Origin of the sequence: Nocardioides candidus (assembly GCF_041321175.1) — a bacterium.
Lineage (GTDB): Bacteria > Actinomycetota > Actinomycetes > Propionibacteriales > Nocardioidaceae > Nocardioides.
Map to the genome: position 1 here is coordinate 732,809 of NZ_JBGGWC010000001.1, position 19,751 is coordinate 752,559.

Genomic DNA, 19,751 nt, shown 5'->3' on the forward strand with positions numbered 1-19,751 from the left:
GTTATCCGCCCTCGACCACCCGGAGGGAGCGGTTGAGGTCGAGACGACGCAGCGCGGTCAGGACGTCGGGGACCTCGAGCACCCGCATCCCCTCCACGGTGCGCTGCCGCCCGGAGCTGCCGACCTCGGCCGGCACGACCGCCAGCTCGAACCCCAGCCGGGCCGCCTCGGAGAGGCGCAGCCGCACGTCGCGGACCCGGCGGAGCTCGCCGGACAGGCCGATCTCACCCATGGCCACGACGCCCGCAGGGGTCGCGTTGAGGAAGTGGGAGGAAGCCAGCGCGACCGCCAGCGCGAGGTCGGCGGCGGGCTCGGTGACCTTGGCGCCACCGACGGTCGAGGCGAAGACATCGCGCTGGCTGAGCGCGATGCCGCAGTGCTGCTGGAGGACCGCGAGCACCATCGCGAGGCGGGATCCGTCGACGCCGGACGTCGTGCGCCGGGGGCGCTCCCCGGCCGTCTGAGCCACGAGTGACTGCACCTCCGCCAGCAGCGGGCGCCGGCCCTCCATCGTGACGGCCACGCACGTGCCGGCGACCCGGCCGTGGTGGCGCTCGACGAAGATGCCGGTCGGGTCGGCCACGGCGCGGATGCCGTCGGGACCGAGGTCGAAGCAGCCCACCTCGTCGACCGGCCCGAAGCGGTTCTTGATCGCGCGCACCATCCGGAAGCGGCTGCCGGACTCGCCCTCGAAGTGCAGCACCACGTCGACGAGGTGCTCCAGCACGCGGGGACCCGCGATCGAGCCGTCCTTGGTGACGTGGCCGACGAGCACGACCGTGATGCCGCGGGTCTTGGCGACCCGGATCAGGGCGGCGGCCACCTCCTTGACCTGGGTGACGCCGCCCGGCACCCCGTCGATCCCGGAGGCCCCGATCGTCTGGACGGAGTCGACGACCACGAGCCGCGGCCGGGTCTCCTCGATGTGGGTGAGCACTGCGCCGAGGTCGGTCTCGGCCGCGAGGTAGAGCTCGTCGTGCACCGCGTCGGTGCGGTCGGCACGCAGTCGCACCTGTGCCGCCGACTCCTCGCCGGTGACGTAGAGGACGCGCTGCCGCCGCGCCGCGGTGCGAGCGGCCACCTCGAGCAGCAGCGTCGACTTGCCGACGCCGGGCTCGCCGGCGAGCAGCACCGCAGCGCCGGGCACGAGCCCGCCCCCGAGCACGCGGTCGAGCTCCGGCACGCCGGACGGGTAGTGGAGCGCCTCCTCGGCGGGCACCTTGCCGATCGGCACGGCCGGCGTGCTGACGGGTGCCGCCGCCGTACGTCCGACGGGTTCGGCCCCGAGCTCGGCCACCGACCCCCAGGCCTGGCACTCACCGCACCGGCCGACCCACTTGCCGGTCGTCCAGCCGCACTCCGAGCAGCGGTAGGAGGCGCGGGGGGTCGAGGAGCGGGCGGAACGGGTCGAGGCCATGGGACGACGCTAGGCGAAGGGTCCGACCAATCGAACGAATGAGCGATCGTGTCGCGTCACGCGTCCGTGCTCCTTCGGCCACGCCGACCACCGCATCCTCGTATCCTCGGGGTGCCGACACGTCACCACGGAGGAGGAGCGTTGCGCGACGACACGCCCGCTCCACCACCGACCCTTGCCGACGTCGCGGAGCGCGCCGGGGTCTCCCGCCAGACCGTCTCCAACGCCATCAACAACCCCGACCTGCTGCGACCGGAGACGCTCGTCCGGGTGCAGGCCGCGATCCTCGAGCTGGGGTACCGGCCCAACCGCGCCGCCCGCCACCTCCGCACCCGCGCCTCCCACCTGATCGGGCTGCGCCTCTCGCCGGCGCAGGAGTTCACCGCAAACGCGGCGATGGACCGCTTCGTGCACGCGCTGGTCGAGGCGTCGCGCGAGGCCGGCTACCACCTGCTGCTCTTCTCCGGTGGTCCCGGAAAGCCCGACACCACGGCGGCCGACCTGGTCCGCGGCTACGACGACCTCCTGCGCTCGACCGCGGTCGACGCCTTCATCGTCACCGACACCTACCTCGGCAATCCCCAGACGCGGTGGCTCACCGACCGCCACGCGCCGTTCGTGGCGTTCGGCCGCCCGTGGGCCGAGCCCGACGCCACGCACCGTTGGGTCGACGTCGACGGCGCCGCCGGCGTCGCCCTCGGTGTGGAGCACCTCGTCGAGCGCGGCCACGAACGGATCGCCTGGATCGGCTGGGACCACCAGTCCTTCATCAGCGACGACCGTCGGACCGGGTGGGCGCGCGCGACGGCCGCCGCCGGCCGGCCCGTCGACGGCCTCGAGGTGGCGGTGCCGGACACGGTCGACGCAGGTCGCTCGGCGAGCGCGGCGCTGCTCGACCGGGCCGGTGCGACCGCGCTCGTGTGCGCGTCCGACACGCTCGCGATCGGTGCCCTCCACACGCTCGCCGACCGCGGTCTGCGCCCCGGTCGTGACGTCGCGGTCGTCGGCTTCGACGACTCCCAGGTCGCGCAGGTGGTGCCCGGCGGCCTCACCTCGGTCCGCCAGCCGCTCGAGCAGGTCGCGGTCGCGCTGGTGCGGGCGCTGGAGGCCCTCCTCGCGCGTGAGGAGTACGACGGCCAGGGAGTCCTCCTCACGCCGACCCTCGCCGTGCGGGGCTCCACCGGCGGCTGACGCAAACTGACCATTTCGCTAGAACGTGTTCTCGCCTAGCATGCGCAAATGATCCGTGCTCCCCGGATGCTTCCGTTGTCGCTCGTCGCCCTCCTGATCGCGGGACTCGCGGCCGTCGTGCTGCCGACCGCCCTCGCGCCCTCCGCCTCGGCCCACGTCGAGCGGCCGTCGTACTGGCCCGACCCGCAGGCCGACTGCTCGATCGCGCCGTGCGCCGGCGGCGTGGTGCCCGACGCCCGCAGCCTCGCGTCGGCCCTCGACCCGTCGCTCCCGGGCCGCACCCGCGTCGTGTGCAAGGACAACTCGCTGGACCTGCTCGAGGCCTCCATCGCCGCCGCCCGCGCGCACGGCTACTCGGTGCGACCGACGGAGCACCACGCGTTCAGCCAGGCCGAGGCCGACGAGCTGCTGAGCATCAACCAGCAGCTGTTCGCCCTGTGCCGCTACCACCAGATCCAGCCTGCGGTCACCAACTCCGGCAACAACGACCGCGTGGTGGTGATGCCCGGTCTCTACACCGAGCCGCACTCGCGCAAGCAGCCGACGCACGACCCGGCCTGCGTCGGCAAGTACACGATCCCCGCCGACAGCGGCGACCCCGGCGCGCTGAGCCACGACTACCAGATCCACTGCCCCAACGACGCGAACCTCGTCGCGGTCATCGGCCGCGGTCCCGACACCGCACCGCCGCCGACGCCGCCGTTGGAGAACCGCCACGGCATCCCCAACGTGGGCGCGTGCATCCGCTGCAACCTCCAGCTCGAGGGCTCCGGGGTGAGCGCCGACGACGTGATCGTCGAGGCCGGCGACGCGTCGGCCGGCAACCAGGGTCCCTCGGCCGTCGGCAACAAGAAGGACGTCGGCATCTTCATCGACCGCGCCGACGGCTTCGTGCTCCGCAACCTGACCGTGCGGCACGCCCGTGAGCACGACATCTACATCCTGGAGACCGACGGCTACCGGTTCGACCACTTCAAGACGTTCTACGCGGGCGGCTACGGCGTGCTGACCTTCGTCGAGGACCACGGGATCATCGAGCACTGCCAGGCCACCGGCAACGGCGACTCGGGCGTCTACCCCGGCTCCGGTGCGGACTCGACCGACCACCGCTACAAGCCGTTCTACCCGACCTACCGGTTCAGCCAGACCATCCAGTACTGCGACATGAACCACAACACGGGCGGGCTCTCCGGCACCGACAGCCACGGCACGCTCATCGCCCACAACAACTTCTTCGGCAACGCGCTCGGCTTCACGACCGACGTCTTCACGGCGCCCGGACACCCGGGCTTCCCGCAGCACGGCAACGTGTTCCGCTACAACAACTTCTACAGCAACAACTTCAACCCGTTCCAGGCCGGCAGCGACGTCGAGCCGTTCATCGCGGCCCCTGTCGGCACCGGCGGCTGGTGGGCCGGCGGCAACTACAACGAGATGCACCACAACCGCTTCTGGGACAACTGGCGGCGCGGTCTGATGCTCTTCGCCGTGCCGGACGCCACCGTGTGCGGCCCGCCGCCCGTCGGCTCCTCGACGCCGGTCCCGGGCTGCAACGTGCTCGGCTTCTCGACCTCGTTCGGCAACAGCATCCACGACAACGTGATGGGCGTGGACCGTCAGGGCAACGCCGACCCCAACGGCAAGGACTTCTGGTGGGACTCGTTCCTCGGCAACACCGGCAACTGCTGGTGGGACAACACCGCGGCGCCGGGCAAGACCGTGACCTCCGCGCCACCGAGACTGCCGAACTGTGACGGTGGCACCAACCCCAGCAAGAGCATCGGGCTGACCAACCTCGTCAACGAGACCGAGCTCGTGGCCTGCCTGGCCGGCTTCACCGTGGTCGGCTACCCCGACGGCGAGCCGCACACCTGCACCTGGACGAAGACGCCCAAGGAGCCGGGCACGACGTCGCGCACCACGGACCGCCGGGAGCGTGCGCGGTTCCGGGCCCAGGAGCAGCAGTTCGCCGCCATCTGCGCCAAGGGCCTCGCGCCCCGGCTGTGCAGTGCCTACGACGACCTGCTGCCCACAGTGAGCGACCCTCGGCTGATCGACCTGCCGTCCCGGGTCAGCCCGGTGGTCAAGGCCAAGCCGGCGAAGACCCACGGGCGGCTCAGCGCGAAGACCTGCAGCTGGTGGCGGCGGGCGGACAACGCCCACCGGCACGGCCTGGTGCGGCGCCTGACCCACTTCGCGTCGGGTCCGGTCAACGGGAGTCCCGGCGACGCGACCTACGGCTACGGCGCCTACCTGCGCGACAACGACGCCGCCCTGCTCCTGGAGGGCCGGTGCAGCACGTTCCAGGCCGGTCCGTTCGCGCTCTACAAGATCTACGGGGCTGCGGCGGCGTTCGCGACGCCGGGGTGAGCGTCGGTCAGTACGACCGGGACCAGAGGTTGACGGCGTAGTCGACCTCGAGCCCGGTGTGCGTCGCGAGGACCTCGTCGGCGACCTCCCGGGTGAGCTCGATGCGCACCACGGCCTCGAGGTCGGCGCGGCTCTCGAAACGCCAGCCCATGTCGACCGGCGTGCGCGTCCACCCGTGACGGGACCAGAAGCGCTCCACCTCTGCGGGTGGCGGCAGGTGGGGGTAGCCCCGGCGGAACCACGCGCCGAACGTGGAGCGGGCGCCGTCGTTGTCGATGACCAGGGCGGTGCCACCCCGTCGTACGACCCGGTCGAGCTCACGCAGCCCGGGCTCGCATCCCGGACCGAAGAAGTAGGCCCACCGGACGTGGACCACGTCGACGCTGGCGTCGGGCAGGGGGATCTCCTGCGCGGTGCCGACGACGACGTCGACGTTCGCGCACGAGCGGGTACGACGGCCCGCCAGCCGTGCCAGGCCCGGATGGGGCTCCACGCCGACGACCCGGGCGGCCGTGGCGGCGAAGGCGGGGAGGTGGAAGCCGGTGCCGCAGCCGAGGTCGAGCACCGTGCGGTCGCGCCAGGTGGCGCGCTCCTCGAGCGCGGCCCACAGGCGGCCGTCGGGGTCGGCGGCGCGGTTCTCGATCTCGTAGGTGGCGGTGTGCTGCCAGATGTTCGGGCTCGGCACCGCGCCCTTCGCCGGCCGGTCGGCCATCGCGCTCAGAGGCGGATGATGCCTGCCGGGGTCTGGACCTGTGCGGCCAGGATGCCCGGGGTGCCGTGCGGGGCGACCCACTCGACCTTGACGTCCTCCAGCGGTGCCTCGACGCTCTCGCCGAGCCACTCGCTGACCCGCTGCGGGTCGCCCGCGATCTCGATGCCCGCGAGCGAGACCGAGCCGTCGGCGCCGGCCGACGGGTGCAGGTCTGCGGGGACCTCCCACTGGATGAAGAACGGGAGCTGCGGGTCGGCGATCAGGCCGTTGATGCCGATCTGCTTCCAGCGCAGCTCGGTGCCGTCGGGCCGGTGCCGGCTGCCGACCGCGGCCGCACGGCCGAGCCGCTCCTCGACCGGGGCGATGTCGGGGACCGAGACCACCCAGCCGAGCCAGCCTCCGCCGAGCGCCGAGCGTGCCTTGACGGCCTGGCCGAACGGCGCCTTGTCCGAGGCCGGGTGGTCGAGCGCCTCGACGACCTCGAGGTAGGTGGCGTCGGCGAGCGGGAGGATCATGTTGCGGGTGCCGAAGCGCGGGTGCACCCCGCCGTCCAGGAACTCGCACCCGAGGGCAGCGCCCAGGCGGGCGGAGGTGGCTGCGAGTCCGTCGGGTCCGGCGGCGTACGACAGGTGGTCCAGGCGCATGTCAGACATTCTGAGCGTGGCCTGAGAATCCGTGTGAATCGGGGTCGGGTTGTCTTGATGTCGAGAGAGGCCGTGGGGCGCGCCGGGCCGGCTGTAACTCAGTGTTCGGTTCGCTCGGCTGGCGAAGGGTGCGCTCCCTCGGTGCTGTGACCGGTCACAGCGCCGAGGAAGCGCACCCATCGCCGAGGGAGCGGACGTAACGCTGAGTTACAGCGCGCCCGCGCTTCGAGACCGCGCCCGTCCGGCTCAGCGGTCAGCCGGATGGATCGCGAGCGCCGACCGGGACCGCAGGTGCGCCTCGCAGTGGCGGACCAGCTCGTCGTACGCCGCCCGTCCCATCAGCTCGACCAGCTCGGGCTCGCTGGTGACGTAGACCGGCTCGACGGCGACGTGCGCCTCGGTGTTGCCCGAGCAGTACCAGTCGAGGTCGTGGCCGCCCGCGCCCCAGCCGCGGCGGTCGTACTCGGTGATGGTGACCTCGGTGTACGACGACCCGTCCTGCCGCTGGACCTCGCGGTAGAGCCGCCGGATCGGCAGCTGCCAGCAGACGTCGGGCTTGGTCTCGAGCGGGTTGCGTCCCTGCTGCAGGGCGAGGCCGTGGAGCGCGCAGCCCGCGCCGGTCGGGAAGTCCGCGCGGTTGTGGAACACGCAGCCCCGCTGGCCACCGACCTCGTGGGCGCGGGTCTTCCGCTCGCCGTCCTCGTCCTTCTCGACCCAGTCCCTGCGCCGCACCTTCCGGCCGGGGTGGAACTGCCACTGCTCGGGGGTGAGCTGGTCGACGTACGCCGCCACCCGCTCCTCGTCGTCCTTGTCGCTGAAGTGCGCGCCGAGGGTGCAGCAGCCGGTGTCGGGGGAGTCGGCGTAGATGCCCTGGCAGCCCTGACCGAAGATGCAGGTGTAGGACGACGTCAGCCACGTGAGGTCGCAGCGCATCCGCTCGGTCTCGTCGGCGGGATTGACGAACTCCACGAACGCACGGGGGAAGTCCAGGTCGACCTCGGGCACCGGGCAAACCTACTCGCCCGTCGATGGTGCTTCCCGCCGGGGCGATACCGTGGTCGCATGCGGCTGGGCGTGCTCGACATCGGCTCGAACACCGGGCACCTCCTGGTGGTCGACGCCCACGACGGCGCCGCGCCGCTGCCGGCGTTCTCGCTCAAGCAGCCCCTGCGGCTGGCCGAGCACCTCGACGGCGAGGGAGCGGTCTCGCAGACCGGCATCGACGCGCTGACCACCTTCACGGCCGAGGCGCTGGTCGTCGCGGAGGAGAAGGGCTGCGAGGAGATGTTGTCGTTCGCCACGTCCGCGGTGCGCGACTCCGCCAACTCCGAGGCCGTGCTCGACCACGTGCGCGAGCGCACCGGCGTCGCCATCGAGGTGCTCTCCGGCGAGGACGAGGCACGGCTGACCTTCCTCGCCGTACGCCGCTGGTTCGGCTGGTCGGCGGGCAAGCTGACCGTCTTCGACATCGGCGGCGGCTCGCTGGAGATCGCGACCGGCGCCGACGAGCGGCCCGACGTGGCCCAGTCGTTGCCGCTCGGTGCGGCCCGGCTCGCGGCGACGTACTTCTCCGAGCCCGTCGACGCCGCCGGGCTGAAGGACATCCGCAAGAGCATCCGGGCCGACATCGCGAAGAACGCGGGACGCGTGCTGCGCACCGGTACGACGCACCGCGCTGCCGCGACCTCCAAGACCTTCCGCTCGCTCGCGCGCATCTGCGGGGCGGCGCCGTCGATGGAGGGGCCGCTGGTGCCGCGTTCGCTCGCGCTGGCCGACCTGCGGGCCTGGATCCCCAAGCTGGTCGGCATGACGCCGGACGAGCTCGCCGACCTGCCGGGCGTCTCGCCGAGCCGCACCCACCAGATCGTGCCGGGCGCGCTGGTCGCCGAGGCCTGCATGGACATCTTCGACCTGGCCGCGCTCGAGATCTGCCCGTGGGCGCTGCGCGAGGGCGTCATCCTCGAGCGCATCGACCGGCTCGGCAGCGCAGTCGGCGCCGACGAGGGCTGACGGGCATGGCCGGACCGGACCGTCCTCGGATCGGGCTGTCGACCTCCTCGGTCTACCCGGAGTCGACCGCCCACGGCTTCGCCTGGGCCGCCGAGGTCGGCTACGAGGCGGTCGAGGTGATGGTCGGGATCGACGCGCTCTCGCAGCAGTCGAGCGCGATCCTGCAGCTCATCGACCACCACCAGCTCCCGGTCAGTGCGGTCCACGCGCCGTGCCTGCTCTTCACCCAGGCGGTCTGGGGCCTCGAGCCGTGGGGCAAGCTCGAGCGGTCGGCCGAGATGGCCAGTGCTGTCGGCGCCGAGGTGGTCGTCGTGCACCCGCCGTTCCGCTGGCAGCGCGACTACGCCCGCGACTTCGTCAACGGCATCGCCGCTCTCGAGGAGTCGACGGGCATCGCCTTCGCGGTCGAGAACATGTATCCGTGGCGCGCCTCGGCCAAGCGCCAGCTGGAGATGTACCTGCCGGGCTGGGACCCCTCCGACGAGGACTACGCCAACACCACGATCGACCTCTCGCACGCCGCGATCGCCCACGACGACCCGATCGCGATGGCGAAGCGCCTCGGGCCGCGACTGCGGCACATCCACCTGACCGACGGCTCGGGCTCGGCCAAGGACGAGCACCTGGTGCCGGGGCGCGGCGCGATGGGGGCCGGTGCGTTCCTGCGGCACCTGGTGGCCACCGGGTTCGCCGGCGAGGTCGTGCTCGAGATCAACACCCGTCGGTGCACCACGCGCGAGGAGCGCGAGGCCGACCTGCGCGCGTCCTTGGAGTTCGCGCGCGAGCACCTGGCGCCGGCGGCCTCGGCTGCCGACGTCCGGGAGTCGGGCGCGGGTTCGTGAGCACCGCTCCGCGCGGTCGGCGTCCGGGGCGGCCCGACACCAAGACCGCGATCCTGGTCGCGGCGCGCGAACGGTTCGCCGCCGCCGGGTTCGGAGGTACGACGATCCGCGCCATCGCCACGGCCGCCGGCGTCGACGCCGCGCTCGTGCACCACTACTTCGGCTCCAAGGACGACCTGTTCGTCGCCGCGCTCGAGCTGCCCATCGACCCGCGAGTGGTGATCGGCGCGGCCGTGGCGGGCCCGGCCGACGAGGCCGCGGCGAAGCTGCTGCGCACCTTCGTGACGGTCTGGGACGACCCGGCCTTCCAGCCGGCCCTCCTCGCCCTCGTGCGCAGGGTGCTCGAACCGGGAGGGGACACCCTGATCCGCGACGGGTTCCTGCCCGTCGTACTCCTGCCGATCGGGGAGCAGCTCGGGATCGACGACCCCGACCTGCGCATGCCGCTCGTCGCCAGCCAGGTGATCGGCCTGATCGTCGCCCGCTACGTCGTGCGCGTCGAGCCGCTCGCCTCGCTGTCGGTCGACGAGCTCGTCGCGATCTACGCGCCCACGATCCAGCGCTACCTGACCGGCTCGCTCGCCTGACTCGGGCGCGGTGCCGCGCGGCGGGCCGTGCCGCGCCGCGACCCGTATCCCTTGGGAGACGAACTCTTGCGCGCAGGATTCCTCTGTCGCATAATTCAACGCATGATGAAAAACGCCGCCGAAGCCCGGTCGCTCTCGGTCCGTCGGGGCGGACGCGAGGTGCTGCGCGGGCTCGACCTCACGATCCCGGCCGGCGAGGTGACCGGCCTGCTCGGCCCGTCGGGATGCGGCAAGTCGACGCTGATGCGCACCCTGGTCGGCGTCCAGGCGGGCGTCACGGGCGAGGTCACGGTGTTCGGCGAGCCGGCCGGCGCGAAGGCGCTGCGACCGCGGATCGGCTACGTCACCCAGGCGCCGAGCGTGTACGACGACCTCAGCGTCACCGAGAACCTGACGTTCTTCGCCCGCGTGCTGGGTGTCGGCAGGGACGAGGTCGCGCGGTGCGTCGAGGCGGTCGACCTGGTCGACCACGCCGATGCCGTCGTGGCGCACCTCAGTGGCGGGCAGCGCTCCCGCGCCAGCCTCGCCGTGGCGCTGCTGGGCAGCCCGGGCCTGCTGGTCCTCGACGAGCCGACCGTCGGCCTCGACCCGGTGCTGAGGGAGGACCTGTGGCGCACCTTCCACGAGCTCGCCGACCGCGGGGTCGCCGTCCTCGTCTCCAGCCACGTCATGGACGAGGCCGAGCGGTGCGACCGGCTGCTGCTCATGCGCGACGGCGTCTTCATCGCCGACGGGACCCCGGCGCAGGTCAAGCAGCAGGCGGGCCTGGAGGCCTCCGACGACATCGAGCAGGCGTTCCTCGCGATCGTCAGGAGGACGGCATGAGTCCCCGGATCACCGGCGCCATCGCCGCCCGCGTGCTGACCCAGCTGCGCCGTGACCACCGCACGCTGGCGATCATGCTGGCGCTGCCGTGCCTGCTGATCACCCTGCTGTGGTGGATGTTCGACGACCTGCCGGGCGACAGCTTCGACCGGCTGGGCCCGGCCCTCCTGGCGATGTTCCCGTTCATCGTGATGTTCCTGGTGACCAGCGTGACCACGCTGCGCGAGCGCTCGGGCGGGACGCTCGAGCGCCTCCTCGCGATGCCGATGGGCAAGCTGGACTTCCTCTTCGGCTACGCGATCGCGTTCGGGCTGGTCGCCGCGGTCCAGTCCGCTCTCGCGGTCGGGATCAGCGTCGGGCTCCTCGACCTGTCGATCGCCGGCCCGGTCTGGCTGCTCACGGTCGTGGCGGTCGCCGACGCCGTCCTCGGCAGCGCCCTCGGGCTCTTCGTGAGCGCCTTCGCGCGCACCGAGTTCCAGGCGGTGCAGTTCATGCCGGCGCTGGTGATCCCGCAGATCCTCCTCTGCGGGCTGTTCGTGCCGCGTGCCGCGCTGCCCGACGTCCTCGGCGCCGTGAGCGACGTGCTGCCGCTCTCCTACGCGGTCGACGCGATGGAGCACCTGACCCGCTCGACCACGACCGGTGACGTGTGGCAGGACCTCGCGGTCGTCGCGGCGTACGCCGTCGCGGGCCTCGCGCTCGGAGCGGCGACCCTGCGCCGGCGTACCGCCTGAGGCCGGCGCCGCCGACCCGCGCCGTAACCACTGAACAGCATGTTCACTGGTTACCCGCGGGTCACCGCACCGATGCGGACCGCGGCTGGGCGGCGTCGTACCGTTGGAGTCATGCGTCCTCTGCGTGACTCGCTGCTCCTCCTGTCCCGGAGCCACACCGTGAAGCGGCTCATCACCACGCTGCCGGTGTCGGCCGCGGTCGTGAAGTCCTACGTGCCGGGTGAGCATCCCGACGAGGCGGTCGCGGCAGCGGCCCAGCTGGCGGCCGACGGCATCGACGTCACGCTGGACTACCTCGGGGAGGACACGACCGACGTCGAGCAGGCCGAGGCGACGGTCGCCGCCTACCTCGACCTGCTCAAGCGGCTCTCGGCCAAGGGCCTCGCCCGGCGGGCCGAGGTCAGCGTCAAGCTCACCGCCATCGGCCTCTCCCTCGACGAGGACGTCGCGCCGGGCGGCGGTCGCAAGATCGCCCTCGAGAACGCCCGCGCCATCTGCCGGGCCGCGCGCAACGCGGGCACCACGGTGACCCTCGACATGGAGGACCACACCACCACCGACCAGACGCTCGCGATCCTGCGCGAGCTGCGCAAGGACTTCCCCGAGACCGGCGCCGTGCTCCAGGCCTACCTCCACCGCACCGAGGCCGACTGCCGCGCCCTGGCGTACGCCGGCAGCCGCGTCCGGCTCTGCAAGGGCGCCTACGACGAGCCCTCCGAGGTCGCCTACACCGATCCCGTCGAGGTCGACCGGTCCTACGTGCGCTGCCTGAAGATCCTGCTCGGGCACACCAGCCCCGACGGCGACTGCTACCCGATGATCGCCAGCCACGACCCTCGGCTCATCGAGATCGCCTCCTCGCTGGCGAGCCGCTACGGGCGGGCGCAGGGGAGCTACGAGTTCCAGATGCTCTACGGGATCCGTCCCCTCGAGCAGCGCCGCCTGGCCGACGCCGGCGAGACGGTGCGCGTCTACATCCCCTACGGCACGGAGTGGTACGGGTACCTCATGCGCCGCCTCGCCGAGCGCCCGCGCAACCTCAGCTTCTTCCTCACCTCGCTCATCAAGAAGGGCTGAAACCGGCGCGTCGACCCGCGCACGGTGCGACGCTGCCCGGTATGAAGCGCTTCCTCCTCTGGGCCCGGCGCCCGCGCGCGGGCGCCGTCGGCAACATCCTCACGCTGCTCGTCGCCGTCTGCCTGACCGCGGGTGGCACGGCGTACGCCGCCAACACCATCGGCTCCTCCGACATCATCGACAACTCGGTGCAGGGCGTCGACATCAAGGACCGGACGATCCGGCCGCCCGACCTGGTCGGCGCACCCTGGATCTCGGTCCTGCCCGCCTCGGGAGCGATCAGCTGCGGTGCCTCGCCGGGGAGGTTCTGCAGCAGTCCCGACGAGTCCACCATCTGGGCGAACTACCAGAACGGCTACCAGGGCGTGCGGTTCCGCCGCGACGCCACCAACACCGTCACGCTGCAGGGCCGCGCGGCCTACGTGCAGCACGGCCCGCTGATCACCACGGCGTTCGTCCTCCCGGTGAACTACCGCCCGAGCGGCAACCTGGTGTTCTCCGTCAACTGTGGCGACCTCAACAGCTACGACATCTCGGGCGCGATCCAGATCTCGACCTCGGGGGCGGTGGACTGGTACCACAACGACAAGTGCGTCGGCCGATGGTTCGACCTGACCGGCATCTCGTTCCCGATCAACTGAGGCGGCCGCGACGGTCCGCTCCCTCTACCCTGGTCCCATGAAGCAGACGGCCGTCATCGGTGCCGGTGTCATGGGCGAGACCCTGCTGTCCGGCCTGGTCCGGGCCGGGCGGCGGGTCGACCAGCTCCTCGTCGGCGAGAAGCGCGAGGCGCGGGCGGCCGAGCTGGAGGAGCGGTACGGCGTCGCCGTGGTCTCCAACGTCGACGCGGCCGCGAAGGCCGACACCGTGGCTCTCGTCGTGAAGCCGCAGGACATGGTCGACGTGCTGCGCGAGATCGCCCCGGTCCTGCGCCCCGGTCAGCTGCTCGTCTCGCTCGCCGCCGGCATCACCACCGAGCTCATCGAGTCGCACGTGCCCGAGGGCGTCGCCGTCGTACGCGTCATGCCGAACACGCCCGCGCTCGTCGACCAGGGCATGTCGGCGATCTCGGCCGGATCGCACTGCGACGAGGCCCACCTGGCCGAGGCCGAGGCGTTGATGGCGTCGGTCGGCAAGGTCGTGCTGGTGCCCGAGAAGCAGCAGGACGCGGTCACCGCGATCAGCGGCTCCGGTCCGGCCTACATCTTCTTCGTCGTCGAGTCGATGATCGAGGCGGGCGTCCACCTCGGTCTCCCGCGCACGACGGCCACCGACCTCGCCGTCCAGACCCTGGTCGGCTCCGCGGCGATGCTGCGCGAGACCGGCGAGCACCCGACCGTCCTGCGCGAGCAGGTCACCTCTCCCGCCGGCACCACGGCCGCGGCGCTCCGGGAGCTGGAGAACCACCGCGTCCGCGCGGCCTTCCTCGCCGCCCTGCAAGCAGCGCGGGACCGCTCGCGCGAGCTGGCCTCGGGCTCCTAGCGGGCCCAGCTCAGCTCGGCGAGCGAGGTGATCCGGGTGACCCCGGCGACGTCGGTCGGCCGGTAGCGGCCGACCCGGTCGACGAGGACGCCGGTCAGCCCCGCGCCGCGCGCACCTGCCACGTCGTGGCGGAGCGAGTCGCCCACCATCACGCACTCCTGCGGAGCGACGCCGAGCCGTCCGCACGCCTCGTGGAACGCCCGCGGGTCGGGCTTCGCAGCGCTCAGCGAGGACGAGGCGAAGACCGGCACGCCCGCGGACGCCAGGCCGGTGCGACGCACCTTCGTCTCCTGGATCGTCTGGTCGCCGTTGGTGAGGATGCCGACCGCGAGGCCGGCCCCCAGCGCCCGCTCGAGCGCGGCGGCCGCGTCGGCGAAGGCGGCCCACGCCGCGCGGTAGCACGCGAGGTAGCCCGCGAACGTGTCGTCGGCGGTCGCGTCGTCGGCGAGGTCCCAGCCCGGGAGGAACGCCCGGATGCGGGCCCGGCGCTGCTCGACGTGGGAGATCTCGCGCCGCTGGAAGCGCTCGTGGTGGTAGGTCTCGAGCGCGAACCACCGCTCCACGTGGTCGTCGAGCATGCCGTCGAGCCCGAGCCCGCCCAGCCACGACCGGAGACCGCGGTCGGCCGCGCCGCGGTGGTCGAACAGCGTGTCGTCGAGGTCGAAGAGCACTCCTCTGGCGACCGGGGCGACGGGCATGCGCCCATCCTCGCAAGGACCGCCGACACGCTTGCGACCGCCACCGCGCGCGGCCGCCTCACCCCAGCCCGATCGCGTTGCGGGCCGCTGCCAGCACCGGCGCGGTCGTCGCCCGGCACCGCTCCGCCCCGGCGGCGTAGACGGCGGTCACGGCTGCCGGGTCGCGGGCCAGGTCGTCGTACCTCTTCTGCAGGGGCTCCAGCTCGGCGACGACCGCGTCGGCGACGGCGGCCTTGAGCGCGCCGTACGTCGACAGGCCCTCGGCCGTGCCGCCGCACGCCTCCAGGATGTCGATCAGGTTGGTCACGCCCGCCTTCGCCTCGCGGTCGCGCCGTAGCGCGGCGGGACCGGTGTCGGAGTCCGTGACGGCCCGCGCGACCTTGCGCCGTACGACGTCGGGCCGGTCGAGCAGGTAGACGATCCCGGCTCCGGACGCGTGCGACTTGCCCATCTTGGTGGTCGGGTCCTGGAGGTCCATCACCCGCGCTCCCGCGGGTGGGGTCGCGATCTCCGGCACGGTGAACACCGGTCCGTAGGTGTGGTTGAAGCGCAGGGCGAGGTCGCGGGCGAGCTCGACGTGCTGACGCTGGTCCTCTCCGACCGGCACCTTCTCCGCGCGGTAGAGCAGGATGTCGGCGGCCATCAGCGCCGGGTAGGTGAAGAGCGAGGCGCGGGTGGTCGGCACCCCGCGTCCCTTCTCCTTGAACTGGATCATCCGGTTGAGCTCGCCGGTCGAGGCGACGCACTCGAGCAGGTAGGACAGCTCGGAGTGCGCCGGGACGTGGCTCTGCACGAAGAGGGTGGCCGGCTCGAGGCCGACCGCAAGGAGCAGGGTGGCCATCTCGGGCACGAGCTCGCGCAGTGCGGCCGGGTCGTGCGGGACGGTCAGCGCGTGCAGGTCGGCGATGCCGTAGTAGGAGTCGGCCCCGTGGCGCTGGGCCGTCTCCCGCATCGGGCGCAGTGCGCCGAGGTAGTTGCCGAGGGTGAGGTGGCCGGTCGGCTTGAGGAGGGAGAAGTTGGTCATGGCTGGTCCTTCGTGGGTGGAGAGCCCGCGGACGACCGGCGCCGGACATGCGAACGGCCGCCCGCAGGCGGCCGATGGAGGGGTGTGCTGAGGAGTGGGCCGCCGTTCAGGCGGGCCACCAGAGGTTGCGAGAGGTCAGCACCGGACCATGGTCGCACACCCCTCGCCTCCGCCTCTTGTGCCCGCGCTGCAATTGAGTAATCATAATTACATGAGTACGGAAGAGATCCGAGGCTGGTTCGCCGGCCGCCTGCCCGCCGACCTGTTCGAGGAGCTGGTCGAGGTGGTGGTCGATCGCGAGGAGATCACCGTGGTCGGGCGGATCCCGGCGCCTGCGCTCGCCGAAGGCGTGTCCGAAGGCGAGCGCGCCGCGACCGTCGAGGGCCGCATCGCGGAGTTCCGGGAGCGGACCCGTGGCGCCCGCATGAGCGTGGCCGGGGAGGCCGAGCGCCGGTTCGAGCGCAAGGTGTCCTGGGGCGTGGAGTGCGACGGGACCCGTGCGCTCTTCACCCACGTCGCGGCACCGGTGATGACCCGGCTGCGCCAGCCCGAGCGACAGGTGCTCGACCTGCTCGTCGCCGGCGGCGTCGCCCGCAGCCGCAGCGACGCCCTCGGCTGGTGCGTGCGCCTCGTGCAGCAGCACAGCGACGAGTGGCTCGCCGACCTGCGGGAGTCGCTCGTGCAGGTCGAGGAGGTACGGCGGCGGGGACCCGGGGCCCCCGCCTGAGCCCTACTGCAGCCCGATCACCACGGCGACGACGGCGAGGAGCGGGACCAGGCCCTGCTTGGTCGCAGCGGACGCGCGCGACGGGTTGGCCGCGACCAGCACGATCGCCGCGGCGAGCATCGAGCCGACGCCGGCCAGCACGAGCGCCGGGCCGACCTCGTCCTTGTCGGCCGTCGTCAGGACGATGCCGATGCCGGTGACCACGGCGAGGAAGAGGTTGTAGAAGCCCTGGTTGAAGGCCAGCTCCTTGGTGGCCTCGGCCTCCTCCGCGGAGGTGCCGAACACCGCCCGGGTGCTCGGCCGGGTCCAGGCGATCGACTCCATGAAGAAGATGTAGACGTGGAGCAGCGCCGCGAGGCCGGCGAGCACGAGTCCGACGGTGAGCATGGCCGTAGCGTCCCACAACCACCCGGCCGTCGTACTCCTTCAACTCGCTCCCGGGAGGCGGGCCGGCTGCTACGGTCGAGACCTCTTCGGCCGACCTTCTCGGGGTCATTTCTTGGGAGGAGTCGACGTGCGCCCCCTCGCTCATCGTCGCCCGGTTCTCGCCATCGTCGCCGGCCTCGCGGTGCTCGCCGCCACGGCCCCGCTCACCCCGGGCGGAGCCACGGCGCCCGCCCGCGCCAGCGCGACGGGAGCCGCCGCGCCCCCGTCGGCCCTGGTGGCCTCCGGCCCGACCACGAAGATCAAGCACGTGGTCGTGCTCTTCGGGGAGAACATCTCCTACGACCACTACTTCGGCACCTACCCCCAGGCGACCAACCGCAACGGCGTGAAGTTCCACCCGCGCAAGGGCACCCCGAGGAACGAGAACCTGCGCACGGCCGGGCTCCTCCACGACAACCCGAACCTCGACGACCCGAAGCGGCTGAAGCCGTCGCAGGCGATCACGTGCGACCAGGACCACCACTACCTCGCCGAGCAGAGGGCCTACCACGGCGGTCTCATGGACAGGTTCGTCGAGGAGACCTCGCAGGACACCTGCGGCGGCGGTGCCTACCAGACGCGTGGCCTGACGATGGACTACTACGACGGCAACACCGTGACGGCGCTGTGGAACTACGCCCAGCACTTCTCGATGTCCGACCACGCGTTCGGCGACACCTTCGGCCCGTCGACGCCCGGTGCGCTCAACCTGGTCGCGGGCCAGACCCACGGGATCTACTCGGTCGACCCCGCCACCGGCGCCCCGACCGACACCCCGGCCGACTTCGTCACCTCGCCCGACGGCGACGGCATCGGCACGGTGATCGAGGATCCCGACCCGGCCTGGGACGACTGCTCGAAGGCGGTCGCGGGCTACGACTCCTCGCTCGGCGCGATGGACGGCACCAACGTCGGCGAGCTGCTCAGCGCCAACAACGTGTCGTGGGGCTGGTTCCAGGGCGGCTTCAAGGCCACGACGCCGTACGCCGGCGGCACGACCAAGGCGAAGTGCGAGGCCAGCCACAAGAACATCGGCGGGGTGGTGCAGGGCGACTACAGCCCGCACCACGACCCGTTCCAGTACTACGAGTCGACCTCGAACCCGCACCACCTCGAGCCACGTCGTCTCGGCGAGGTCGGCCACGACGGCCGGGCCAATCACAACTACGACCTGTCCTGGTTCACCAAGGCCCTCAAGGGCGGCAAGCTGCCGTCGGTCAGCTACCTCAAGGCCGCGAAGTACCAGGACGGCCACGCGGGCTACTCCGACCCGATCGACGAGCAGCACTTCTACGTCCAGTACATCAACGCGATCATGCGCTCGCAGTACTGGAAGGACACCGCGATCGTGATCGCCTACGACGACTCCGACGGGTGGTACGACCACTTCCCGGCGCCGGTCACCAACGGCTCCAACGACCCGGCGGAGGACGCCGCCTGGTGCGCGAGCTCCGGAGCTCCGGTCCTGCTCGGCTACCAGGACCGCTGCGGGCCGGGCATGCGTCAGCCGATGCTGGTGATCTCGCCCTACGCCAAGCGGAACTACGTGTCGCACCGGGTGGTCACGCAGAGCTCGATCACGAGCTTCATCGAGCAGAACTGGAGCCTCGGGCACCTCGGCGGCGGCTCGTTCGACGCCGACGCGGCCTCGTTGACCAACATGTTCGACTTCCGGGCGAGCGCGCCGCGGGCCAAGCCGCTGATCCTGCGGCCCAACGGCACCGTCGTCCGCTGACCTCCGCCGACCGTCCGTTGTCCCCCTGCGGCGCGACGAGCGTCGTCTTCGACCCCTCGCTGACGGCCTACGACTTCGGGCCCGACCACCCGATGTCGCCGCTGCGCGTCGACCTGACGATGCGGCTGGCCGAGGCGTGCGGCGTGCTCGACGGGCTCGAGGTGGTCCCGGCGCCCACGGCCTCCGACGACCTGATCGCGACCGTGCACGAGGCCGGCCTGATCGAGGCCGTGCAGCGGATGAGCGCGCGACCGGGGCCGGGGGAGGAGCTGCGCGGGCTGGGCACCGAGGACAACCCGGTGTTCCGCGGGATGCACGAGGCCGCCGCCCACATCGTCGGCGCCAGCCACGAGGCGTTCCGCCGGGTGTGGACCGGCGAGAGCACCCACGCCGCCAACATCACCGGCGGGCTGCACCACGCGATGCCCGATCGAGCCAGCGGCTTCTGCATCTACAACGACGCGGCGATCGGCATCCGCTGGCTGCTGGACAACGGGGCCGAGCGGGTGGCCTACGTCGACGTCGACGTCCACCACGGCGACGGCGTGGAGGCGATCTTCTACGACGACCCGCGCGTGCTCACGATCTCGCTGCACGAGTCCGGCCAGTTCCTCTTCCCGGGCACCGGCTTCCCCGCCGACACCGGGGGGCCCGACGCCGAGGGCAGCGCGGTCAACGTCGCGCTGCCACCGGGCACGGACGACGCCGGCTGGCTCCGGGCGTTCCACGCCGTCGTACCCGCGCTGCTGCGGGAGTTCGCCCCGGACGTGCTGGTCACCCAGCAGGGCTGCGACTCCCACGCCGACGACCCCCTGGCCCACCTGATGCTCAGCGTGGACGGGCAGCGGGCGGCGTACCTGGCCCTCCACGACCTCGCCCACGAGGTCGCCAGCGGTCGTTGGGTCGCGCTCGGCGGTGGCGGCTACTCCGTGGTCGGGGTCGTGCCGCGCGCCTGGACCCACCTGCTCGCCGCGGTCGCGGGTCGCCCGCTCGCCCCCGGCGTCGCCGTCCCGGGCGAGTGGCGCGACCACGTCCGGGAGCGGTACGGCGTCGGCGCCCCCCGGAGGATGACCGACGCCGGCAGCACGCGCTTCCGCCCGTGGGAGGAGGGCTACGACCCCGAGGCCTGGCTGGACCGGGCGGTCCACGCGACCCGGATGGCGGCCTTTCCGCTGCACGGGATGGACCCCCTGCCCTGAGCTCTGCCGCGCTCCGTGGGGCGACTTGTGCGGGGCGATCTGCGAGGTAAC

At 72.2% G+C, this 19,751-nt stretch carries 20 protein-coding genes; 13 read left to right on the forward strand and 7 right to left on the reverse strand.

Annotated elements, in window-relative coordinates; all coding sequences use genetic code 11:
* Position 1 precedes the first annotated feature (1 nt).
* Entirely contained in the window at positions 2–1,417 is a 1,416-nt protein-coding gene (radA, locus tag ACAX67_RS03585; RefSeq protein ID WP_370702437.1) for a DNA repair protein RadA, read from the reverse strand.
* Between the two features lie 141 nt (positions 1,418–1,558).
* On the opposite strand from radA, the gene ACAX67_RS03590 reads away from it, so the two are divergent.
* Both ACAX67_RS03590 and ACAX67_RS03595 read left to right on the forward strand, forming a co-directional pair.
* Positions 1,559–2,608, forward strand: coding sequence for a LacI family DNA-binding transcriptional regulator (locus ACAX67_RS03590; RefSeq protein ID WP_370702438.1), 1,050 nt, complete (start codon positions 1,559–1,561; stop codon positions 2,606–2,608).
* 48 nt (positions 2,609–2,656) lie between these two features.
* Positions 2,657–4,978, forward strand: coding sequence for a right-handed parallel beta-helix repeat-containing protein (locus ACAX67_RS03595; RefSeq protein WP_370702439.1), 2,322 nt, complete (start codon positions 2,657–2,659; stop codon positions 4,976–4,978).
* 7 nt (positions 4,979–4,985) lie between these two features.
* Here the strand turns inward: ACAX67_RS03595 and ACAX67_RS03600 are convergent, their stop codons facing one another.
* From ACAX67_RS03600 to ACAX67_RS03610, 3 genes are all read right to left on the reverse strand, one after another.
* Entirely contained in the window at positions 4,986–5,690 is a 705-nt protein-coding gene (locus ACAX67_RS03600) for a class I SAM-dependent methyltransferase (RefSeq protein WP_370702440.1), read from the reverse strand.
* 5 nt (positions 5,691–5,695) lie between these two features.
* Complete coding sequence (locus ACAX67_RS03605; RefSeq protein WP_370702441.1) at positions 5,696–6,334, reverse strand: VOC family protein; 639 nt, start codon at positions 6,332–6,334, stop codon at positions 5,696–5,698.
* 246 nt (positions 6,335–6,580) lie between these two features.
* Positions 6,581–7,339, reverse strand: a complete 759-nt coding sequence (locus ACAX67_RS03610) for a DUF3109 family protein (protein WP_370702442.1) — start codon at positions 7,337–7,339, stop codon at positions 6,581–6,583.
* A 57-nt stretch (positions 7,340–7,396) separates the two neighbouring features.
* Here ACAX67_RS03610 and ACAX67_RS03615 point away from each other — a divergent pair, with 57 nt between their 5' ends.
* From ACAX67_RS03615 to proC, 8 genes are all read left to right on the forward strand, one after another.
* Positions 7,397–8,344, forward strand: a complete 948-nt coding sequence (locus ACAX67_RS03615) for a Ppx/GppA family phosphatase (protein ID WP_370702443.1) — start codon at positions 7,397–7,399, stop codon at positions 8,342–8,344.
* A 5-nt stretch (positions 8,345–8,349) separates the two neighbouring features.
* Entirely contained in the window at positions 8,350–9,186 is an 837-nt protein-coding gene (locus ACAX67_RS03620; RefSeq protein WP_370702444.1) for a sugar phosphate isomerase/epimerase family protein, read from the forward strand.
* Complete coding sequence (locus tag ACAX67_RS03625) at positions 9,183–9,773, forward strand: TetR/AcrR family transcriptional regulator (RefSeq protein WP_370702445.1); 591 nt, start codon at positions 9,183–9,185, stop codon at positions 9,771–9,773. The genes ACAX67_RS03620 and ACAX67_RS03625 overlap by 4 nt, the downstream gene beginning before the upstream one ends.
* A 102-nt stretch (positions 9,774–9,875) precedes the next feature.
* Positions 9,876–10,598 carry an ABC transporter ATP-binding protein gene (locus tag ACAX67_RS03630; protein ID WP_370702446.1) on the forward strand — a complete coding sequence of 241 codons (723 nt, stop codon included), beginning with the start codon at positions 9,876–9,878 and terminating at the stop codon, positions 10,596–10,598.
* Positions 10,595–11,332: an ABC transporter permease gene (locus ACAX67_RS03635; RefSeq protein WP_370702447.1), complete on the forward strand. Its 738-nt coding sequence runs from the start codon at positions 10,595–10,597 to the stop codon at positions 11,330–11,332. Before ACAX67_RS03630 ends, ACAX67_RS03635 begins: the two co-directional genes overlap by 4 nt.
* 111 nt (positions 11,333–11,443) lie before the next feature.
* On the forward strand, positions 11,444–12,409 hold the full coding sequence (locus ACAX67_RS03640) for a proline dehydrogenase family protein (protein WP_370702448.1): 966 nt from the start codon (positions 11,444–11,446) through the stop codon (positions 12,407–12,409).
* Positions 12,410–12,450: 41 nt separating this feature from the next.
* A complete protein-coding gene (locus ACAX67_RS03645) occupies positions 12,451–13,050 on the forward strand; it encodes a hypothetical protein (protein ID WP_370702449.1) in 600 nt (199 codons plus the stop codon).
* Between the two features lie 37 nt (positions 13,051–13,087).
* A complete protein-coding gene (proC, locus tag ACAX67_RS03650) occupies positions 13,088–13,891 on the forward strand; it encodes a pyrroline-5-carboxylate reductase (protein ID WP_370702450.1) in 804 nt (267 codons plus the stop codon).
* Here the strand turns inward: proC and ACAX67_RS03655 are convergent.
* Both ACAX67_RS03655 and trpS read right to left on the reverse strand, forming a co-directional pair.
* Positions 13,888–14,589, reverse strand: a complete 702-nt coding sequence (locus ACAX67_RS03655; RefSeq protein WP_370702451.1) for an HAD family hydrolase — start codon at positions 14,587–14,589, stop codon at positions 13,888–13,890. The two genes, proC and ACAX67_RS03655, sit on opposite strands and share 4 nt — an antisense overlap.
* A gap of 58 nt (positions 14,590–14,647) precedes the next feature.
* Positions 14,648–15,613 (reverse strand): tryptophan--tRNA ligase, encoded by a 966-nt coding sequence (gene trpS / locus ACAX67_RS03660; RefSeq protein WP_370702452.1) that lies wholly within the window; start codon positions 15,611–15,613, stop codon positions 14,648–14,650.
* Positions 15,614–15,824: 211 nt separating this feature from the next.
* On the opposite strand from trpS, the gene abmR reads away from it, so the two are divergent.
* Positions 15,825–16,340, forward strand: a complete 516-nt coding sequence (gene abmR / locus ACAX67_RS03665; RefSeq protein WP_370702453.1) for an ATP-binding transcription factor AbmR — start codon at positions 15,825–15,827, stop codon at positions 16,338–16,340.
* A gap of 3 nt (positions 16,341–16,343) precedes the next feature.
* Here the strand turns inward: abmR and ACAX67_RS03670 are convergent, their stop codons facing one another.
* Positions 16,344–16,727: a DUF1304 domain-containing protein gene (locus tag ACAX67_RS03670; RefSeq protein WP_370702454.1), complete on the reverse strand. Its 384-nt coding sequence runs from the start codon at positions 16,725–16,727 to the stop codon at positions 16,344–16,346.
* 127 nt (positions 16,728–16,854) lie between these two features.
* Between ACAX67_RS03670 and ACAX67_RS03675 the strand changes: the two genes are divergently transcribed.
* Both ACAX67_RS03675 and ACAX67_RS03680 read left to right on the forward strand, forming a co-directional pair.
* Positions 16,855–18,501, forward strand: a complete 1,647-nt coding sequence (locus ACAX67_RS03675; protein ID WP_370702455.1) for a phospholipase C — start codon at positions 16,855–16,857, stop codon at positions 18,499–18,501.
* Between the two features lie 17 nt (positions 18,502–18,518).
* Positions 18,519–19,700, forward strand: a complete 1,182-nt coding sequence (locus tag ACAX67_RS03680) for an acetoin utilization protein AcuC (protein WP_370702456.1) — start codon at positions 18,519–18,521, stop codon at positions 19,698–19,700.
* Positions 19,701–19,751 lie beyond the last annotated feature (51 nt).